General features: G+C 44.3%; 16 protein-coding genes and 3 pseudogenes. 13 read left to right on the forward strand and 6 right to left on the reverse strand.

The genetic code is table 11. The annotated features are described in order from the left end of the window. Positions 1-603: 603 nt before the first annotated feature. Complete coding sequence (locus ACESTK_RS18955; RefSeq protein ID WP_118583920.1) at positions 604-1,101, forward strand: TRAP transporter small permease; 498 nt, start codon at positions 604-606, stop codon at positions 1,099-1,101. Continuing rightward, positions 1,102-4,419, forward strand: coding sequence for a TRAP transporter large permease subunit (locus ACESTK_RS18960; RefSeq protein WP_173770258.1), 3,318 nt, complete (start codon positions 1,102-1,104; stop codon positions 4,417-4,419). It abuts the gene before it with no gap. Between the two features lie 120 nt (positions 4,420-4,539). Here ACESTK_RS18960 and ACESTK_RS18965 read toward each other — a convergent pair whose 3' ends face one another. After that, positions 4,540-5,133, reverse strand: coding sequence for a LysE family transporter (locus ACESTK_RS18965; protein ID WP_373120507.1), 594 nt, complete (start codon positions 5,131-5,133; stop codon positions 4,540-4,542). A gap of 307 nt (positions 5,134-5,440) precedes the next feature. Between ACESTK_RS18965 and pap the strand changes: the two genes are divergently transcribed. Beyond that, positions 5,441-6,916: a polyphosphate:AMP phosphotransferase gene (gene pap / locus ACESTK_RS18970; RefSeq protein WP_173736625.1), complete on the forward strand. Its 1,476-nt coding sequence runs from the start codon at positions 5,441-5,443 to the stop codon at positions 6,914-6,916. A gap of 29 nt (positions 6,917-6,945) precedes the next feature. On the opposite strand, the pseudogene ACESTK_RS18975 reads toward pap, so the two are convergent. Next, positions 6,946-6,996: pseudogene (locus tag ACESTK_RS18975) on the reverse strand (DUF6783 domain-containing protein); the annotation flags it as partial. Between ACESTK_RS18975 and ACESTK_RS18980 the strand changes: the two are divergent. Next, positions 6,973-7,080 (forward strand): annotated as a pseudogene (locus tag ACESTK_RS18980) (DUF6783 domain-containing protein); the annotation flags it as partial. The pseudogenes ACESTK_RS18975 and ACESTK_RS18980 sit on opposite strands and share 24 nt — an antisense overlap. A gap of 100 nt (positions 7,081-7,180) precedes the next feature. Here the strand turns inward: ACESTK_RS18980 and sigG are convergent. Continuing rightward, positions 7,181-7,960 (reverse strand): RNA polymerase sporulation sigma factor SigG, encoded by a 780-nt coding sequence (gene sigG, locus ACESTK_RS18985; protein WP_373120508.1) that lies wholly within the window; start codon positions 7,958-7,960, stop codon positions 7,181-7,183. A gap of 144 nt (positions 7,961-8,104) precedes the next feature. Continuing rightward, complete coding sequence (locus ACESTK_RS18990; RefSeq protein ID WP_118583926.1) at positions 8,105-8,362, reverse strand: PRC-barrel domain-containing protein; 258 nt, start codon at positions 8,360-8,362, stop codon at positions 8,105-8,107. A 201-nt stretch (positions 8,363-8,563) separates the two neighbouring features. Here ACESTK_RS18990 and nrdR point away from each other — a divergent pair, with 201 nt between their 5' ends. Further along, positions 8,564-9,013 (forward strand): transcriptional regulator NrdR, encoded by a 450-nt coding sequence (nrdR, locus tag ACESTK_RS18995; RefSeq protein WP_118583928.1) that lies wholly within the window; start codon positions 8,564-8,566, stop codon positions 9,011-9,013. A 325-nt stretch (positions 9,014-9,338) separates the two neighbouring features. Then, entirely contained in the window at positions 9,339-11,888 is a 2,550-nt protein-coding gene (locus tag ACESTK_RS19000) for a leucine-rich repeat domain-containing protein (RefSeq protein ID WP_373120510.1), read from the forward strand. Positions 11,889-12,068: 180 nt separating this feature from the next. Here the strand turns inward: ACESTK_RS19000 and ACESTK_RS19005 are convergent. Together ACESTK_RS19005 and gdhA are read right to left on the reverse strand one after the other, a co-directional pair. Further along, a pseudogene (locus ACESTK_RS19005) lies at positions 12,069-12,329 on the reverse strand (transposase); the annotation flags it as partial. A 210-nt stretch (positions 12,330-12,539) separates the two neighbouring features. Further along, positions 12,540-13,874, reverse strand: coding sequence for an NADP-specific glutamate dehydrogenase (gene gdhA, locus ACESTK_RS19010; protein WP_118583930.1), 1,335 nt, complete (start codon positions 13,872-13,874; stop codon positions 12,540-12,542). Positions 13,875-14,119: 245 nt separating this feature from the next. Between gdhA and ACESTK_RS19015 the strand changes: the two genes are divergently transcribed. From ACESTK_RS19015 to ACESTK_RS19045, 7 genes are all read left to right on the forward strand, one after another. After that, the gene (locus ACESTK_RS19015; RefSeq protein ID WP_148461853.1) at positions 14,120-15,337 is read left to right on the forward strand and encodes an aminotransferase class I/II-fold pyridoxal phosphate-dependent enzyme; all 1,218 of its coding nucleotides are present in this window, start codon (positions 14,120-14,122) and stop codon (positions 15,335-15,337) included. Between the two features lie 140 nt (positions 15,338-15,477). After that, on the forward strand, positions 15,478-16,842 hold the full coding sequence (locus ACESTK_RS19020) for a citrate/2-methylcitrate synthase (RefSeq protein ID WP_373120511.1): 1,365 nt from the start codon (positions 15,478-15,480) through the stop codon (positions 16,840-16,842). A gap of 2 nt (positions 16,843-16,844) precedes the next feature. Further along, entirely contained in the window at positions 16,845-17,705 is an 861-nt protein-coding gene (locus tag ACESTK_RS19025; RefSeq protein WP_118583934.1) for a patatin family protein, read from the forward strand. A gap of 155 nt (positions 17,706-17,860) precedes the next feature. Continuing rightward, complete coding sequence (locus ACESTK_RS19030; RefSeq protein ID WP_173770260.1) at positions 17,861-18,364, forward strand: YqeG family HAD IIIA-type phosphatase; 504 nt, start codon at positions 17,861-17,863, stop codon at positions 18,362-18,364. Further along, positions 18,361-18,864 (forward strand): shikimate kinase, encoded by a 504-nt coding sequence (locus tag ACESTK_RS19035; protein WP_148461849.1) that lies wholly within the window; start codon positions 18,361-18,363, stop codon positions 18,862-18,864. The genes ACESTK_RS19030 and ACESTK_RS19035 overlap by 4 nt, the downstream gene beginning before the upstream one ends. A gap of 136 nt (positions 18,865-19,000) precedes the next feature. Next, positions 19,001-19,558: an elongation factor P gene (efp, locus tag ACESTK_RS19040; RefSeq protein WP_118583940.1), complete on the forward strand. Its 558-nt coding sequence runs from the start codon at positions 19,001-19,003 to the stop codon at positions 19,556-19,558. Positions 19,559-19,938: 380 nt separating this feature from the next. Continuing rightward, positions 19,939-20,946 (forward strand): aldo/keto reductase, encoded by a 1,008-nt coding sequence (locus tag ACESTK_RS19045; RefSeq protein ID WP_373120512.1) that lies wholly within the window; start codon positions 19,939-19,941, stop codon positions 20,944-20,946. The last annotated feature ends 48 nt before the right edge of the window (positions 20,947-20,994 follow it).

A 20,994-nucleotide genomic window follows, 5' to 3' on the forward strand; every position in this document is an offset into this window, starting at 1 on the left:
TTGCGCCGGCGAGTGAGCAATCACCATTGTCCGAATGCGTCCGCCTTGAACAACTTTCAACACACTAAATAGCAATTGCATAATTATACTTGACTTCCCCGAATTTTAGTAGTAAAATTACTTCAGTTCGTTAAACAACTAAATTAAAAAAGGATTAAATTCCTTGAAGGGAAGAAGTAGAAACAGAAGCACCTTGTCTACAGAGAGCTGTGTCGGTGGAAAGCAGCGTCAGGTCTGTTTTGAAGATCATCCCCGAGAAGGGAAGCCGAACGCTTCATAAGTATCCACTTTTTCAAACAGGAACCAGATACGAAGTGAAGAACTGCATCAAGTAGGTTTCCACGGTTGTTCCCCGTTATCGGAATCGCGTATGTCGGTACGTTGTCTTTTCGTACTTGTTTCAAAGGGGAAACAGGGTGGTTGCGGTCTAATATGGTCCGTCCCTAGTTTAGGGGCGGATTTTTTTGTGTAACAGGAAATTCCGTTGGAACTTCCTGTTACACAAAAGCCCTGCCGGGCAGGAACGCACTGCGGCTGCATAACAGATAGTTTCATTTTACGAAAGACGAAAACCTGACAAGTAAATTAAGAGGAGGAGAGATCATGAAAGTCTTCAAAAAAATCATGAATGCAGTAGCAGCAGTAGAAAATTGTATTCTGGTAGTGTCTACCCTGCTGATACTGGTTCTGACCGTGGGAAATGTTTTTTCCCGAAAAGTGATCCATCGTTCCTGGTCCTTTACCGAGGAACTTGTGGTCGCAGTCTTTGTATTGATTACCTTAATGGCTGCAGCACTTGCATGCCGCGAAGGAGAACTGGTTAACCTGTCACTGGTTACAGACCGTCTCCCTGAGAAACTGAAAAAACCATCTGTTATCCTTACCACTGTTCTGTGCATTATTTTTACCGCAATCTTATTCTGGTTCGGTATGGAAAAAGTAATCACACAGCTGGAAAACGGAAAACGTACCTTCGTTCTGAACTGGCCGGAGTGGATATTCTGGTCCTTCGTGCCAATCGGATCCGGATGCATGATCTTACATTTTATTGAATACTGTCTTGACTATTGTACAGGCAATCTGAAAAAGGAGGATAAATAAATGATAAGTGCAGTTCTTTTTATTTCATTTTTTGTTTTCCTGATCATGGGAGTTCCCATTGCAATCTGTCTGGGACTGTCCTCCGTCTGTGCAATCCTGTACTCCGGAACCTCCCTTACCATCGTTGCAACCAATATGTATGCCGGAATCAGTAAATTTCTCCTTCTGGCTATCCCATTTTTCGTACTTTCCGGAAATATCATGGCAAAAGCCGGAATTTCCAAAAGACTTGTCAGATTCGTAGATACCTGCGTGGGACATAAAAGAGGCGGCATCGCCATTGTATGCGTTATTGTAGCCTGCTTCTTCGGCGCAATTTCCGGATCCGGACCTGCAACTGTAGCAGCACTTGGAGCAGTTCTGATTCCGGCAATGGTAGAGCGGGGAGGCTTCAGCGCACCGTTTTCCACAGCCCTGATGGCAACATCAAGCTCCATCGCCATTGTCATCCCGCCAAGTATTGCATTTGTTGTATATGCTTCTATCACAGGCGTATCTATTGCAGATATGTTCATGGCAGGAATCGTACCTGGAATTCTGATGGGCGTTGCCCTTGTGATCGTGGTTATGGTGGAAGCCAGAAAAAAAGGCATTCAGCCAGCCCAGAAGAAAGCGACTGCAAAAGAGCGCTGGGATGCATTTAAGGATGCTTTCTGGGGATTCTTAATGCCGGTTATTATTCTGGGTGGTATTTATGGCGGTATTTTTACTCCTACTGAGGCAGCGGCTGTATCTGTTGTATACGGTCTGTTTGTAGGTATGGTGATTTATCGTGAGGTTAAATTAAAAGACCTGTTTGACATTTGCGTGGATTCTGCGAAAACAACTGGTGGAATCATGCTGATCGTAGCAAGTGCTTCCCTGTTTTCCTATGTATGTACCAAATTCGGTATCGCAGACGCAGCTTCAGCGCTTCTTGGAAGCATTGCACATAACCAGTTTACCTTCCTTCTGATCGTAAACATTATTTTCCTGATTGCAGGCTGCTTCATCGATGCAAACTCTGCTATGTACATTTTTATTCCGGTTATGCTTCCGGTATGCAAAGCACTTGGCTATGATGTGGTTGCATTTGGTGTGATGGCAACTGTAAACCTTGCAATTGGACAGGTAACTCCGCCGGTTGGTGTCAACCTGTTTGTGGCAATCGGAATCAAGATCAAAAAAGGCATGGAGGTTACCCTTCAGGAAATTTCAAAAGCAGTTATGCCCATGCTGGCAGCCTGTGTGGCCGTGCTTCTTGTGGTTACCTATATTCCGGTAACTTCAACGGCTCTTCCGAGAGCACTTGCTAAAAATGGTGCATATTCCGGAGATTCTTCCTCTGGTGACAGCGGCTCATCCGCAGCTTCTGCAGCCGGAGACGGGGATTATTCCTTCAATGAGATCGCAGATTACAGTGATCTTGGCTGGGAGGAAACCACCTGGAATTTTGCATGCTCTACAACTGAGACTTCTACCTGGGCGGACGGCGGCCGCAAGTTTGGCGAGCTGATGGAAAAGGCCACAGGAGGAAAAGTAAAAGTAAACATATATGCAGCAGACCAGCTGACAAACGGAAACCAGTCCGAGGGAATCCAGGCACTGATGAACGGAGACCCGGTACAGATTTCCATGCATTCCAACCTGATCTATTCTGCATTTGACCCAAGATTTAACGTAGTTTCCCTTCCGTTTATTTATGACTCTGTAGAAGATGCAGATGCTAAGTTTGACGGTGAGGCTGGTGAGAAATTAAAAGAAATTCTTGGTGAGTACGGACTCCATTGCATGGGTATTGCAGAGAACGGTTTCCGTGAACTGACCAACAGTGTCCGCGAAGTAAAATCTGTGGATGATATGAAAAACCTGAAAATCCGTGTTGCCGGTTCCAACCTTCTTATGGAATGCTATAAGAGATGGGGCGCAGATGCAACCAACCTGAACTGGTCTGAGACTTACACAGCCCTTCAGCAGAACACAGTTGAGGGTCAGGAGAACCCGCTTCCTGCAATTGACGCAGCCAGTGTACAGGAGGTTCAGCCATACTGCTCCATGTGGGATGCCATCTATGACTGCCTGTTCTTCTGTATCAACCAGGAGATTTATGATGGTCTTACACCGGAACAGCAGGCTGTTGTAGACGAGGCAGGACAGAAAGCCGTAGAGTACGAACGTTACATCAACCGCTCCGGTGATGAAGAGATCATGAACCGCTGGAAAGACAAAAACGGCGTTACCTTCACTGCAAAAGAGGATATGGACATTGAGTCCTTTAAGGAAGCTGTTGACGGTGTAGATGAGTGGTTCATTGAGGAATTGAAATCCCAGGGATACGAGGATGCAGAAGAGCTGGTAGAGGCATTTACCGGAATTGGCGATTACAGTGACCTTGGCTGGGAGGAGACTACCTGGAATTTTGCATGCTCCACAACTGAGACTTCTACCTGGGCTGATGGAGGCCGCAAGTTCGGCGAGCTGATGGAAAAAGCTACAGGTGGAAAAGTAAAAGTAAACATATATGCAGCAGACCAGCTGACAAACGGAAACCAGTCCGAGGGAATCCAGGCACTGATGAACGGAGACCCAGTACAGATTTCCATGCATTCCAACCTGATTTATTCTGCATTTGATCCGAGATTTAACGTAGTCTCCCTGCCGTTTATTTATGATTCTGTGGAAGACGCAGATGCCAAGTTTGACGGTGAGGCGGGAGAGAAGATGAAAGAAATCCTCAGTGAGTATGGACTGCATTGCATGGGTATTGCAGAGAACGGCTTCCGTGAACTGACCAACAGTGTGCGTGAAGTAAAATCTGTGGACGATATGAAGAACCTGAAAGTCCGTGTTGCAGGCTCCAATCTTCTTATGGAATGCTATAAGAGATGGGGGGCAGATGCAACCAACCTGAACTGGTCTGAGACTTACACAGCTCTTCAGCAGAACACCGTAGAGGGAGAGGAGAATCCGCTTCCTGCAATCGACGCAGCCAGTGTACAGGAGGTTCAGCCATACTGCTCCATGTGGGATGCCATCTATGACTGTCTGTTCTTCTGTATCAATCAGGATATCTATGATGGCCTTACACCAGAGCAGCAGGCTGTTGTAGACAAGGCTGGAAGAATGGCTGTTGAGTATGAGCGTTACATCAACCGCTCCGGGGCCAATGAGATCATGAATCGCTGGGAAGAGAAAAATGGCGTTACCTTTACAGCAAAAGAGGATATGGATATTGATTCCTTTAAAGAGGCGGTAGAAGGCGTAGACCAGTGGTTTGTAGAAGAACTGAAAAACCAGGGATATGACGATGGTCAGGAACTGGTGGATGCATTTAAGTAAGACAGCATAAGCGTGTATCAATTTGATACATGTGCCTCATAAATTGAACAGTGCCCTATAGAAAACACCTCCCGGAATGTGAGTGACCAACATATTCCGGGAGGTGTTTTTGGGTCTGTCTTACAGTAAGCCAGTGATCCTGAGAGAGCACCACACCAGCAGCAGGGCCATGATTCCATTCATCAGCTTATAATGGCTGCTGTAAAATCTTTTCAGTACATTTCCAGCAAATGCCCAGATCAGATTTCCCAGGGCTCCAAGAAACATCAGATATACAGCGAAGCAAAACAGTATAGGAACCCTTGCTTCATAGGGCAGAATATAAGCGGAAAACATGGTCAGCCCATAGATAATGATCTTTACATTTATCAGCTGCAGGAAAAATCCCATCAGCCAGGTTGGCTTTTTGTCCTGGACATTGTCAGAGGGCGGAATCCTGCGCCAGGTCTGCCAGGCGAGATAGAGTACATAAGCTGCGCCCAGATGTTTCATAACCGGCTGGATCCCTGGAATGATTTTTCCAAGAGTACTGCAGAACAGTCCGGAAAGACACATCAAAGTGAGAGAGCCGCTCCAGATTCCGGTCATAAAGCGGATATTACCGGAAATGCCGTATTTGCTGGCTGTGGACAGCAAAAGAATATTATTGGGACCAGGCGACCAGACGGTAACGATGGCAGACAGGGTCATTTCTATGAAGACAGATAAAGGCATGGGACTTCCTCCTTAGGTAAGTTTAAACATCTGAGCTACGAAAAGAAAGGCGCAACATACAAAACGCTATGTGTTCGTAAAACCTACACAAAATATGATTTTTAATAATAACACAAAAATATCGGATTGTATATAAGAGGATAACGATCGCAATCGAAATTCGGTTAAATGTTTGTTAAATTCGTGCAAAATGGGAATGATTATGTTATAATGCAGAAAATAATATGAATATAAAAAAATAGAATTTGCTTTTAACAGAAAAAATGCTTTAAGTTTGAAAATAATAGTACGTGAGGAGGACGTGTTTATGCTGAAAACCTGGATCCCGGAGGAGATTCCGGAAAAAGAGGAGTTGAAGAAACGGATTAAAGAAGCTGGCGAGAAGCTGTATCAGCAGCAGATGAAGCTGAAAGAACACAAGCTGCCTGTGCTGGTACTTTTTGAAGGCTGGGGTGCATCTGGCAAAGGTACCACAATCGGCAGAGTGATCAAATACATTGATCCCCGTTTCTTTAAAGTAGCAACCATGTCAAAGCCTACAGAGGATGAACTGCGCAGACCATTTCTGTACCGGTATTTCAATCAGATTCCGGAAGCCGGCAAATTTACCTTTCTGGATTCTGGCTGGATGGAGCAGACCTGCAAAGACTGTCTGAATGGTCTGGAAGAAGAGGATTATGCAAAGCGGATCGACAGCATCAAACATTTCGAGCGACAGCTCACAGACAACGGTTATCTGGTTCTGAAATTTTTCATGCAGATTGACAAAAAAGAGCAGACCAGACGTATTGAGAAGCTTAACAAAGAGCAGGATACAAAATGGCGTGTGGATGCCTTTGACAAGTGGCAGAACGAACATTACAAACATTGCCAGAAGGTTTTCGACCGCTATCTGACAGATACGAATACTTCTATTGCACCATGGTATATTATTGATGCAAAAGACCGCAACTTCGTAGAACTTCAGGTTCTTGAAATAATGGTAAATAACATTGAGGTAGCCTTGCAGAACAGCACACACAGCGCACCGCTTCTCCCAAACATTTTTCCGCTTGAGAAAATGCCGAAGCTTTCGGAAATCGAACTGACAGACAAGGTGATCGAGGATGAAGAATACAAGAAAGAGCTGAAGCATCTCCAGAAGAAGCTGGGCGAACTGCATAACCGTCTGTACCGCAAGCGTGTGCCGGTGATCATTACTTATGAAGGCTGGGACGCAGCCGGAAAAGGAGGCAATATTAAGCGGATCACAGAAGCCCTTGATCCCCGTGGCTTTGAGGTCCATCCAATCGCCAGCCCGGAACCTCACGAAAAGGCGCGTCATTACCTCTGGCGCTTCTGGACCAGATTGCCCAAAGACGGTCACATTGCCATCTTCGACCGCACCTGGTACGGCCGCGTAATGGTAGAGCGTCTGGAAGGCTTCTGCAGCGAGAACGACTGGAAACGTGCTTACAACGAGATTAATGAATTCGAGAAGGAGCTGTCCGACTGGGGTGCCGTGATCATCAAATTCTGGGTCCAGATCGACAAAGACACCCAGCTGGCCCGCTTCACCGACCGCCAGAACAACCCTGAAAAACAGTGGAAGATCACCGACGAAGACTGGCGCAACCGCGAAAAATGGGATGCTTATGAAGGGGCCGTAGATGAAATGCTTGCCAAGACAAGCACTGCCTATGCACCGTGGCATATCCTGGAATCTGTAGATAAGAAGTATGCGAGAATTAAAGCTCTTAAAATTGTAATAAAAGAATTGGAAAAGGCATTAGAGCGTACTTGAAAAATCATTCCCGCAATCTGCACGCCCCACTTTGCGGTATATTTTGCCCGAATTCGGTTGCCGTAGCTCGCTACGGCGCCCTCATCCGGACAAAATCTCCCACAAATTGTGACGCACATCTTGCAGAAGGCCTTTTTCAAACGTATTCTGGAATAGAAGCATAATAAGCAAAATCGCTGGCCAACAACCAGCGATTTTGCAATATATTCATGCAGCAGACCATGTAAGGAGCGGATTTCGTGATGCCGGGATCCATGATTTCCGTCACGCTCTCAGATAATTCCGCATGGTTTTAAGTGCATTCTTTTCCAACCGACTGACCTGTGCCTGGGAAATCCCGATTTCCTGGGCTACCTCCATCTGGGTTTTGCCCTCGTAAAAACGCAGATCAATAATATGCCGTTCCCGCTTATTCAGCCGGTTTATAGCTTCCCGGAGGGACAGATTTTCTACCCAGGTCTCCTCCTTGTTTTTCTTATCGCTGATCTGGTCCATCACATAAAGCGTATCCCCGCCTTCCGTATAAACCGGTTCAAAAAGTGACACCGGATTCTGTATCGCATCCATAGCATATACGATCATCTCTTTATTTATCCCTATTTCGCTGGCAATTTCCGCAATGGTAGGCTCCCTCAGATTTGTTTTCATATAAGTTTCTTTTGCATAGATAGCACGATAAGCAATATCCCGCAGCGACCGGCTCACCCGGATACTGTTATTGTCACGAAGATACCTTCGTATCTCTCCAATGATCATAGGCACTGCATAAGTGGAAAATTTTACATTCAATGTAGTGTCAAAATTATCAATTGCTTTTATAAGTCCAATGCAGCCAATCTGAAAAAGATCGTCCATATTTTCGCTGCTGTTGGAAAAACGCTTGATCACGCTGAGAACCAGCCTCAGATTTCCTTTGATATAAAGTTCCCTGGCTTTTTCATCACCCTCCTTGATCCTGCGAAAAAGCTCTTCTTTTTCTTCTGCCTTCAGTACCGGAAGCTTCGATGTATTGACTCCGCAAATTTCAACTTTGTTAAGTGCCATTATTTGAATCCTCCTTTTGTGCATCGCGAAGCGTGCTGCTGAGAACGAAGTGAACAGTAACAATGATTCTCACGTGGGAGGATAAATATTCTTTTTTCGGGAAAATATAAAAATTATTGCCCCTTGACAATTGGGAAAATAGAATTAAGCCTTTTTACAGCAATACTTTTCATCAATTTCTACCAGGATAATGTCATCTCCAATCTGCCGGATACAATTCCAGGGGATTATATATTCACTTCCGGCTCCCCAGAAACAAAAGCAGAAACTGCCAGGTCCGGGAACCACAAGGGCGGTAATACATCCGGTTTCACAGTTAAATTCCACATCCACCGGACAGCCAAGTGTACGGCAGGTACAGATATTGATCACTTCTTTTTGCTTTAATTCGCAAATACGCATGAAAAGCACCTGTTTTTTATGATATTATGCAAAAAGTCTGAAAATATGTATGGAGTTTATTGACATACTTTCTATGATTAAAGTATAATAAGAAATAGGTAATTCAGTCCGTTTTGTGTTACTGAGCAAACAGAAAAGAGGAAAGTCTGCTGCCCGGATTGTATGGCAGAAGGGGAGACATGAGGAAGGGGAAATAAATACATGAGATGTCCATACTGTAATCAGGATAATACAAGAGTAGTAGATTCAAGACCAGTGGAAGAGACCAATTCCATAAGACGCAGAAGACTGTGCGATTCCTGTGGAAGAAGATTTACCACTTATGAGAATGTGGAGACAATCCCGTTAACAGTAATCAAGAAGAATCTGAACCGTGAGCAGTACGACCGCAATAAACTGATCAACGGTGTCCGCCGTGCCTGCTACAAACGTCCCATTGCCAGCGATAAGCTGGAAGCCATGATCGATGCCATAGAAGGCGACATTTTTAATGCCGAAGATAAAGAAATCTCCAGCACGAAAATCGGAGAAATCGTGATGAGCCATTTAAAAGATCTGGATTCGGTGGCGTATGTGCGATTCGCTTCTGTGTATCGGGAGTTTAAAGATGTCAGTACCTTTATGGATGAATTGAAGAAATTTTTAAATTAGAAAAATCCTCGCCAGAGAGCGGGGAAACCGGCTTCTGCTCCGGGATCGAAAATTATTCCAGGCATCTTTCCGGTCTTGAACCAGGACAGCCGCCCTATACACTTCTGGACTACTTTGGTGATGATTTCCTTCTTATCATTGATGAGTCTCACAAAACAGTTCCACAGGTAGGTGCCATGTCAGAAATCTCCATAAAAAATGTAGAATTGCTGTTTTTTTACAGCTTTTCACTTTTTCTGCTGTAAACATTATCATTATGATTGCAACTCTACCCAAAACTTATTATAATAAGAATCATGAAAAGCAACACAGCAAGGAGAAACTTATGAAAAAGATCAAAAAACTGACATCCCTATTATTTTGCTGTCTGTTTTTATATCTGCTGGCATTTCCAGGACAGGTACAGGCAGCCTCTCTCACCCCTACTGCGCAAGATAACCTTAGTGTTAAATTAAGGCGTTCTTCTGACCTTATTTCTATTTCCAACGGCTATATGCGAGTATTCCGCAAAACAAACAGCGTCGGTATTGAATACTATGACAACAGCCTGCAGATTACAGACAAAAGAGAAATTCCCATGGAGCTTCCTTTATGGGGTGGTTTTTATGCAGGATCTGATGGATATTACCTGGTAGAGGGACAAAATAACACCGCCGAAGATAATTCCGCCGAGGTTATCCGTGTCATCCGATATGATACAAACTGGAATCGCAGCGGTGCGGCTTCCATTACAAGCAATCCGGATTTATTTGGAGGAGAGGTTCGCTATCCATTCGATTACGGATGTGTGGAAATGACAGAAACCAACGGAACTCTCTATATTGTAACCGGTCATGAAGGCTATGTAGATAAATCTGTTGGACAGGGACATCAGGGATTCCTTATGATTGCCGTTGACCAGGCTTCCATGACCGGAAAGATCGTAAGCTGTGATCTGTGGCACTCCTTTGCCCAGTATATCAAATCGCAGTCCTCTTATCTGTATGTTCTGGAGCAAAGCGAAGGTTCCCGCTGTACCAAACTTTCCAGATACGACAGTACCACCCTTGATGAAAAAACTATCGAGCTTCTTCCTTATGGTGGTTCCCGTACTTCCGTATGGGCACTGAACTGCTACGCAAGCGTAGATGGTATGGCTGTTTCTGCTGACAGTGTACTGTGTATCGGAACGACCATCGACCAGTCCCAGTATGACAATGTGACAAGTGACACTCCTCATAATATTTACCTTACAATTACTCCTGTTTCTGATTTTTCAAAAGAAGCAACCTCTGTAAAATACCTTACCAACTACACTGGCAATGGAAAGAGTTTTATGGGGGTAAAGATCACTCCAATCACAGAAAACCGTTTCATGATTTCCTGGGAAGAATATGAAAATACAGACGATTCTTCGTCAGAAAATTACGCAGCTGCTGATGATTCGCTTTCTTCCAGTACTCTTCATTACCTCTTTGTTGATGGTAAGGGAAATGTACTTAGCAGGGAATACACCACTGCTGCGCCCGTATCCGACTGCCAGCCTGTCGTTAAAGATTCCAAGGTTGTTTACTACGCCTCCAATGCCAATACTGTTAATTTTTACTCTATTGATGCAAATGACGGCACAGCCTCCAAAAAGATTTACCGTACTGCAGGTGAAAATGCTACCTGGGATTTTGCAAATGGTGTTCTCACCATTTCCGGTCAGGGTGCACTTAATATCTCCACGGATGAAAACGATCGTTTCCCCGTTTCTTCCACTCAGGGCGGCTACAGTTTCTGGAGCGGCACGGCATGGAAGTCCATGAAAAATCAGGTAAAAAAAATAGTTATAAAATCCGGGATTACCAGTATTTCAGAAAATGCATTTAATTATCTGCCCAATCTGAAGGAAGTCGTAATTGAAAACGGTGTCCACACTATTGGAAAGGAAGCTTTTGCTTTCTGCTCTAATCTTGAAACAGTCACTCTGCCAGACAGCGTAATCAACATCGGGGATGACATTGTATGGGAAGGCTCCTACTGGTATTCCGGCGGTCATGTATACTACGCTACCATTTATGCCTCCCCTAACTCAGCTGCCATCACATATGCACGTAAGAACAACATTGGTTATGCCTGCGACCTTTCTCAGGCATCTGTAACCGGAGTTAAAGCGACTTATGCTTATACTGGAAAAGCTCTAAAACCAGTTCCAACTATTACTCTTGGAAAGCAAAAACTTATAGAAGGACAGGATTATAAAGTTACCTACAGCAATAACAAAAAAGTCGGAACTGCCACTGTAACCATTACAGGCCAGAACAACTATTTTGGAACTATTACCTTAGATTTCCAGATTACCTCAAGTTCAAATAACAAAGATGATAAACCTCAGACTACAGTAGTGAAATCCTTCAGTGATTCTTACAATGTCTACACAGTTAATAAAAATGGTACCTCTGTTACTTTAAAGCGGTCAAAGTCCAAAGCCATCACGACTGCAGCAATTCCTTCCTCTGTGAAGGCAAACGGTCGGACCTATAAAGTCACAGCCATTGCTTCCGGAGCTTTCAAAAACTGCCGGAAGCTAAGACAAGTAACCATTTCCAGGAATATTTCTTCCATCGGCACCAGTGCTTTCCAGGGCTGCAGTGCTTTACGGACTGTAAAGATTGGCTCCAAAGTTTCTTCCATTGGCAAAAAAGCATTCTACGACTGCAAGGCCCTTACTTCTGTCAGCATTCAGTCCAAGAAGCTTACCTCCGGTACCGTAGGAAAAAGTGCTTTCACCAAAGCCGGCAGAAACAACTACAAGAAGCTGAAAGTAAAAGTACCAGCAAGCAAGCTTTCCGCCTACAAAAAGCTCTTCAAGAGTAAGGGACTTTCTGCAAAAGCAAAAATCAGTAAATAAGCCATTTTTCTTTATGAAGCAGCTGCCATATAACAAATGAAGCCGGTGTTTAAAAACACCGGCTCAGACTGTAGACAAACTTGGTGTTGGGGATTATGGCCAGCACCATTTTTCTTTTAAAACTTCTTTTCTTTTTATTTTCTTCAAAATCAACAAAAATCTGGCTGTGTTCCAACCTCGTTTTTCCAGAATCTTTGAAAAGATCTGCTCAAAAAGGTCTGTATCTTTGAAACGGCGGGTATAATTCTTTCCAAATGTAGAGAAATGAGGTACTGGATCTAACATGTCTAGTCCGAGAAACCAGCGGTATGCAACGTTTACCTCGATCTCTTTCATGGTCTGACGCATGCTTTTTATCCCATAGAGATACTGAATGAATGGTATCTTTATCAGCATGACGGGATCCATACTGGGACGACCGTTATCCGGACAGTATTTTTCGTCATCATAAAAAACACCGCCCTTCTGATATTCATTATAGCAGAAAAGCGGTTCCAACAATAGCAAAACCCTGCAAAAGCAGGGCTTTGTCTACAGTCTGAAATCCTCGCCAGAGAGCGGGGATTTTTTTCTGTATAAACAAGTATTAAATGGAATAAAAAAGACAGGCCGCAGCGGACCTGTCTTTTTGAAACTTCAGATGACAGAGAATCAGCAGATGCCCTGAGCTTTCATAGCATCTACAACTTTCTCAAATCCGGCGATGTTTGCACCGGCAACATAGTTGTCTTTCATACCATAACGTTTAGCAGCGTCATCAGCTTTGTGGAAGATGTCTACCATGATTCCATGAAGCTTCGCATCAACTTCCTCTGCTGTCCAGGAAAGTCTCATGGAGTTCTGGCTCATCTCAAGAGCAGAAGTAGCAACACCACCAGCGTTAGCTGCTTTACCAGGCATGAACAGAACACCGTTCTCCTGGAGATAAGTTGTAGCATCAAGAGTAGTAGGCATGTTCGCACCCTCAACTACATATTTGCAGCCGTTTGCAACAAGTGTCTTAGCACCATCAAGAGCAAGCTCGTTCTGGGTAGCACATGGAAGGTATACATCACATTTGATGTTCCAGATTCCGGTACCTTCTGTGTAAGAAGCACCCTCAACACGGTCTGCGTACTCTTTGATACGTCCACGTTTTACTTCTTTGATATCTTTCACAATGTCAAGCTTGATTCCTTCCGGATCATAAATATATCCGTTGGAGTCACACATAGCAACAACCTTGCCGCCAAGCTGCTGAGCTTTCTCTACAGCATAGATTGCAACGTTTCCGGATCCTGTTACGATGAATGTCTTTCCATCAATAGAATCGTTATGTGCTTTCATGATCTCATCAAGCATATAAACAACACCATATCCGGTAGCCTGTGTACGGATCAGAGATCCGCCGTAGGTAAGTCCTTTACCTGTGAGAACACCCTCGTATAATCCGCGGATTCTCTTGTACTGTCCGAATAAATAACCGATCTCACGTCCGCCTACACCGATATCACCAGCCGGAACATCAGTGTCAGCACCGATATATTTGGAAAGCTCTGTCATGAAGCTCTGGCAGAATGCCATAACCTCTCTGTCAGATTTGCCTTTCGGGTCAAAGTTGGAACCACCTTTACCACCACCGATTGGAAGTCCGGTAAGGGAGTTCTTAAATGTCTGCTCAAATCCAAGGAATTTTAAGATACCCTGGTTTACTGACGGATGGAAACGAAGACCACCCTTATAAGGTCCGATAGCGCTGTTAAACTGTACACGATATCCCTTGTTTACCTGAACAACGCCCTTGTCATCTACCCACGGAACGCGGAAGGAAATGATTCTTTCCGGCTCTACAAGACGCTCCAGAAGGGACATGCTGCGGTATTCTTCTTCATTTTTGTCAATTACGACCTTCAGGGAATCCAGAACTTCCTTTACTGCCTGGTGAAATTCAGGCTCACCTGGATTCTGTGCTACGACTCTTTCGTATACTTCTTCTGTGTAAGACATTGTAATTCCTCCTCATCCAGATAGGTGTAAAATTTTTTAACGACGCTATTATACACTAAAGTGCTAAAAATGAAAAGAGTTTTTTTCATATTTCCAAAAATTTCATTAAGGCTTGCGAAAATGAGCCAAATATGAGATGATAGATAGCAAGAAATACATTATGCCGGAGCAGGAAAAAGACAGATATAGATTTTTTTCCATATTAGATATGCCGGCCATAAGTAGTAAGATGAGGAGTGAAATAAATGAAAACATTCGAGAAGTCCAGTAAACTGGATAACGTACTTTATGATGTGCGAGGACCGGTAGTGGATGAAGCGGCCAGAATGGAAGAGGATGGAATGGAGATTCTGAAGCTGAATATCGGCAATCCATATCCATTTGGATTTTCTGCACCGCAGGAAGTAATTCTGGACATGCTGAGCAATATTCGTACCTCTCAGGGATATTCCGATTCCAAAGGAATCTTTTCCGCAAGAAAGGCCATTATGCAGTATGCCCAGCTTCGAGGAATTCCCGGGGTTACCATGAGTGATATTTATACAGGTAATGGTGTCAGTGAGCTGATCAATCTCTGTATGCAGGCACTTCTGGATAACGGGGATGAGATTCTGATCCCTGCACCGGATTATCCTTTGTGGACAGCTACTGCGACTCTGGCAGGTGGAAATGTAGTTCATTATATTTGTGATGAGCAGTCTGAATGGTATCCGGACATTGATGATATTAAGAGCAAGATCACAGACAAGACCAAAGCGATTGTTATCATTAATCCGAATAACCCTACAGGAGCAGTTTATCCCAAGGAGATCCTGGAGCAGATCGTGCAGATCGCAAGAGAGCACGAGCTGATCATTTTTTCAGATGAGATATACGACCGTCTGATCATGGATGGCTATAAGCATACTTCTATTGCATCCCTTGCACCAGACGTATTCTGCGTTACTTTTTCCGGACTTTCCAAGTCCCATATGATCGCTGGTTTCCGTATTGGATGGATGATCTTAAGTGGTGCCAAGAATAAGGCGAAGGGGTATATTGAAGGTATTAACATGCTTTCCTCCATGCGTCTTTGCTCCAATGTTCCGGCCCAGTCCATTGTACAGACTGCACTTGGTGGATACCAGAGTGTAAATGAGTACATTCAGCCAGGCGGAAGAGTTTATGAGCAGAGAGATTTTATCTACAAGGCACTCAATGACATTCCGGGAATCACAGCCGTAAAGCCTAAGGCTGCGTTCTATATTTTTCCGAAGATCGATACAGAAAAATTCAATATTCACAATGACGAGCAGTTTGCTCTTGATTTCTTACATGAGAAACAGGTGCTTCTGGTGCCGGGAAAGGGCTTTAACTGGAATTGTCCTGACCACTTCCGCGTAGTATATCTGCCGAATGTGCGTCAGCTGGAGAAGGCTATGGACAAGCTGAAGGATTTCTTGTCCACCTATAAACAGCGATAAGAAGATAATAAAACAATGGCAGTCACAGATTATCCATTTACAATGCCGGAGCAGAAGCATCCGCTTCTGACTCTGACAGCATTAATAATTGAGGGAGGAACGGATTATCGGACGGATTAAAAAGAAAGGAGTTTATTTGAATGACAGGATTTAAGATGAAAGTAACACCGGAAATAGAGAACCTGACAGAGGTTTGCAAGGAGCATTCCAGCCTGGATCTGTCTCTTTATCAGAAATACGATGTAAAGCGAGGGCTTCGCGATATCAATGGTAAGGGCGTCCTGGCGGGTCTGACGCAGATTTCCAATGTATGCGCCACGAAGGTGGTTGACGGCAAGGAAGTGCCCTGTGCGGGCAGTCTTTCCTACAGGGGATATGACATCAAGGAGTTGACCAGGGGATTTATTGAAGATGACAGATATGGCTTCGAAGAAACTACCTATCTTTTACTGTTCGGCAAGCTTCCGAATGGGGAGGAACTGGAGGATTTCACCAAGCTTCTGGCGAACCAGCGCTCCCTTCCTACGAATTTCGTAAGGGACGTTATCATGAAAGCACCGTCCAAGGACATTATGAATGCCCTGTCCAGAAGTGTGCTTACACTTTATTGCTATGACAAGGAGCCGGATGATATTTCCCTTCCGAATGTACTGAGACAGTGCCTGAATCTGATCAGTGTATTTCCTCTTTTATCTGTTTATGGATATCAGGCTTACAATCACTATGTATGCGGCAAGAGCCTTTATATTCACAATCCGAAGAAAGAACTTTCCACAGCGGAGAATATCCTCCGTATGCTTCGCCCGGATAAGAAATATTCTCATCTGGAGGCGAAGATCCTGGATCTTGCCCTGATCCTTCATATGGAGCACGGCGGTGGTAATAACTCTACATTTACTACACACGTTGTTTCCTCATCCGGAACAGACACCTATTCTGCAATCGCAGCAGCTCTCGGTTCTCTGAAAGGTCCGAAGCACGGTGGTGCCAATATTAAGGTTGTAAGTATGTTCCAGGATTTGAAGAAGAATGTGAAGGATATTTCTGACGAAAAGGAAGTAAGAGAGTATCTGAAGAAACTGCTTCACAAAGAAGCTTTTGATAAGAGAGGTCTTATTTATGGTATGGGACACGCGATCTATTCGGTATCGGATCCCCGTGCCCAGGTACTGAAAGGCTTTGTTGAGACTCTGGCCAGAGAAGAAGGCCGTATGAAAGAATACAATCTCTACGCGATGGTAGAGCAAATGGCTCCGGAGGTTATCGCCGAGGAGCGCCATATTTACAAGGGTGTCAGCGCAAACGTGGATTTTTACAGCGGTTTTGTTTACAGCATGCTGGATCTGCCTCTTGAGCTGTATACACCGATTTTTGCAGTGGCACGTATTGTGGGCTGGAGCGCCCACCGAATGGAAGAACTGATCAATACAGACAAAATCATCCGTCCGGCTTACAAGAACGTTCTGGCTCCGGCTGTATACGTACCGCTTAAGGAGCGTGAATAAGAATGACAGTGAAGCATCAGTCTTCCCTGGTCCTGGAGGGCGGGGGAAGCAGGGGAGTATTTACAGCAGGGGTTCTGGATTATCTTATGGAAAAAGAGGTGAAATTCCCATATGTGGTGGGTGTTTCCGCTGGTTCCTGCAATGCTCTTGATTATGTATCCTGGCAGCCTGGAAGGACCAGAGACTGCATGATCATAGAGGATAAGGCAAACAGCTATATTGCTACTAAGGAAGCTCTTAAGAAGCATGAGCTTTTTGACATGGATATGCTGTTTGACAAATATCCAAATGAATTGTTTCCGTTTGATTTTGATACTTTTTTTCAGTCAGATACGGAGTGTGAGCTGGTAGTGACCAACTGCCAGACTGGTGATGCGGAATATATGACTGAGAAGCATGACCGAAAGCGTCTGATGGATATTGGAAGGGCTTCTTCCAGTATTCCCGTTGTAAGTCCCATGGTAGAGATTGACGGTGTTCCTTATCTGGATGGCGGCATTGCAGATTCGATTCCCCTGATCCATGCCATGGAGAAGGGATATCGAAAGAACGTGGTGATCCTTACCCGAAATATGGGTTACCGCAAGAAGAAACCGGGAAAGAGCACTCCGCTTTATGTGGCTGCATTTCGGCATTATCCGGAATTTTTGAACACTTTATATAATCGTTACCGCAGCTACAACCGGACTTTGGAGCTTCTGGAAAAATGGGAGAGGGAAGGACATATTTTTGTCATCCGCCCGGAAATTCCCACTGTGGGGCGTGCGGAGGCGAACAAAGAGAAGCTGATGGCGTTTTATCAGCATGGTTATGATGTGATGAAAGACCATTATGAGGAACTGCAGGCGTACCTAAGCAGGTGACGGGATCCTGACAGAACCTCTTGGAAAACAGGCGCGAGGTCATGTGAATACATGATTTCTGTGCATTGCAAAGCGCGTTGCCGGAGTCTGTTTGAAAAATCATTCCCGCAATCTGTATTACCATAGAAAATAAAAGAATTAAAGGATGTAACAGAATGTTTGAACGCTTTTTTCCAGATAAATATCTGGATTCAGCATATGTAGTCAACTATGAAAAACTATACCAGGAGGGATACAGGGGGATTTTGTTTGATATCGACAATACCCTGGTTCCTCATGGGGCACCGGCAGATCCGGAAGCTGTCCGGCTTTTTCAGCAGCTTCGCGACATTGGCTTTTCCTGCTGTCTGGTGTCAAACAACAGGAAAAAAAGGGTAGAACCATTTGCCGCTTCAGTAGGCGCTCAGTTCATTGAAATGGCTGCCAAGCCGTCCAGAAAAGGCTATGAAAGGGCCATGGAGAGACTTGGAACGAACACAGGGAATACGGTCTTTATCGGAGACCAGCTTTTTACCGATATATGGGGGGCTAAGAATGCTGGCCTTCGTAATATTCTGGTAAAGCCGATCAATCCCAAGGAAGAGATCCAGATCGTGCTGAAGCGCTATCTGGAGAAAATTGTATTACATTTTTATACCAAGGAGGAGAAGAATTCATGAACCATATTGTGGTGATCGGATTTATGGGTTCTGGCAAGACAAGAGTGGGGAAACGTCTGTCCAGTGACCTGGGACTGACATTTGTGGATGTGGACAAGGTGATTGTTAAGAAGATGAACATGTCCGTAAAGGAGATTTTACAGAAATTTGGAGAGCCATATTACCGTGCTCTGGAAACTATGACTGTGAAAGCTCTGATTGAAGATAAAGAAAGAAAAGTGATTTCTCTTGGCGCAGGTCTTCCGGTTCAGGAGCAGAATGAGCAGTATATTAAGCAGCTGGGTACAGTTGTTTACCTGAAGGGGTCTGCTGAGACTCTCCGCAAGAGGCTTGAGGGAAATAGCAATCCTCTTCTGGAAGGCGAAAATCAGGATGAAAAGATCAAAAAGCTTCTGAAACAGCGTGATCCGATTTATCATAAATTTGCAGATATTGAAGTTGTGACAGGAGTGAAGCCTTTTGAGGAGCTGATCAAGGAAATTGAAGGACAGCTTCCGTAAATACAAAAGTATTTTGCCATAATATATGGGAAAAACAGGAAAATTTGGCTGCATATGAAAAAAAGTAGTTGAAAAAATGGTACATATATAATAAAATATTTCTAGTCATAAGCACTATAAGGAGGAAAAATTAATTATGATTTCAGCAGGTGATTTCAGAAACGGTGTCACAGTAGAAATTGATGGCAACGTTTGTCAGATCGTAGAATTCCAGCACGTTAAACCGGGTAAGGGAGCTGCTTTCGTTAGAACCAAATACAAAAATATTATTACAGGATCCGTGTTAGAGAAATCTTTCCGTCCTACAGAGAAATTCCCTACAGCACGTATCGAGCGTGTTGATATGCAGTATCTCTACAGCGATGGCGGATTATATTACTTCATGAACGTAGAGACATTTGACCAGGTTGGTCTTACAGAAGAGCAGGTTGGCGATTCTCTTAAATTTGTAAAAGAGAATGAGATGGTTAAGATCTGTTCTCACAATGGCAATGTATTCGCTATTGAGCCTCCGTTATTCGTTGAGCTTGTAGTTACAGAGACAGAGCCAGGATTCGCTGGTAATACAGCTCAGGGTGCTACCAAACCGGCTATCGTTGAGACAGGAGCACAGGTAATGGTTCCGCTGTTCGTTAACCAGGGCGACAAGCTGAAAATTGACACCAGAACAGGCGAGTACCTGTCACGCGTATAAATAACTACAGAGCAGTTATTTATGAGCAAGTAGCGGATTGCGAATATTCCGTTCTAAATAGCATAAGCTGTTTATTTATGTGCCATCGGCGTATGCCGGTGGCATATTTTGTTTAATTTCAGACACATTTTATAAATTATGATATGAGTGTCAAAAGGTCTTTTGCCACTCATTTGATACCCCGGATTGCTCCGCAGCTACGCTGCTCCCGCAATCCTCCCAATATTCGAAATCCGCTGATTTACTGCGTAAATCGCTACTTTCTCATATTTGGCGTGTCCCAAGTTCAAACGCCTTATCGTGCAAGCACGAACGGCTTTTTGACCTTTTTGACACTGGTATCATAAATTATTATATATCAAAAATAAGGAGGAGCACAAATGAAATATACAACACTTGGAAAAACCGGTCTTAAGATTTCCCGTATGGGATTTGGCGGAATCCCCATCCAGAGAATTGACGCGGAAGGTACTAAGAAATTAATGAAGCAGCTGGCAGAAGAGGGGGTAAATTATATCGATACAGCCAGAGGCTATACGGTCAGCGAGGAGTATCTTGGTTATGCCCTTGAAGGAATTCGTGACAAATTTGTAATTGCCACCAAGAGTATGGCAAGAACCAGAGAGACCATGGCAGCAGACATTGAGAAGAGCCTTGGCAATCTTCGAACCAATCACATTGACCTGTATCAGGTACACAACCCAAGCATGGAACAGCTGGACACTGTTATAGGTGAGGACGGTGCCCTGGAGGCTTTATTGGAGGCGAAAGCAGCCGGTAAAATTGGTCATATCGGTCTGACTGCACATTCTACAGCTGTTTTTGAGCGCGCACTGAATCTGGACTGGGTGGAGACAATCATGTTTCCATATAATATCGTAGAAAACCAGGGCGACGAGCTGATCCGCAAATGTCAGGAGAAAAATGTGGGCTTTATTGCCATGAAGCCATTAGCAGGTGGTGCAATTGAGAATGGCACTCTTGCACTTCGTTATGTCTGTTCCAACCCGGCTGTTACGGTGGTAATCCCGGGAATGGCAGAAGTATCTGAACTGGAAGAGAACATTAAGGCATGCTCCGACGCAGCACCTCTTACAGAGGCAGAGCTTGCAGAAATGGAACAGATCCGCCATCAGCTGGGCACCAATTTCTGCCGTCGCTGCAATTACTGTGCGCCATGTACGGTTGGAATCAGCATCCCAAGCGCATTCCTTTTCGCAGGATATCTGGAACGCTACAATCTGGCTGACTGGGCGAAAGACCGCTACGGCAGCATGGCAGTGAAAGCTTCTGCATGTGTGGGATGCGGCAAGTGCGAGACAAGATGCCCATATCATCTGCCAATCCGGGAAATGCTGAAGAAGGTTGCAGAAGAATTTGGAGAATAATAAAAACTGCCCTGTGCGTCTTCAATGGTTTTTCAGATAATTTTGCAA

Source organism: Ruminococcus sp. Marseille-P328 (assembly GCF_964249465.1).
GTDB lineage: Bacteria > Bacillota > Clostridia > Lachnospirales > Lachnospiraceae > Blautia_A > Blautia_A faecis.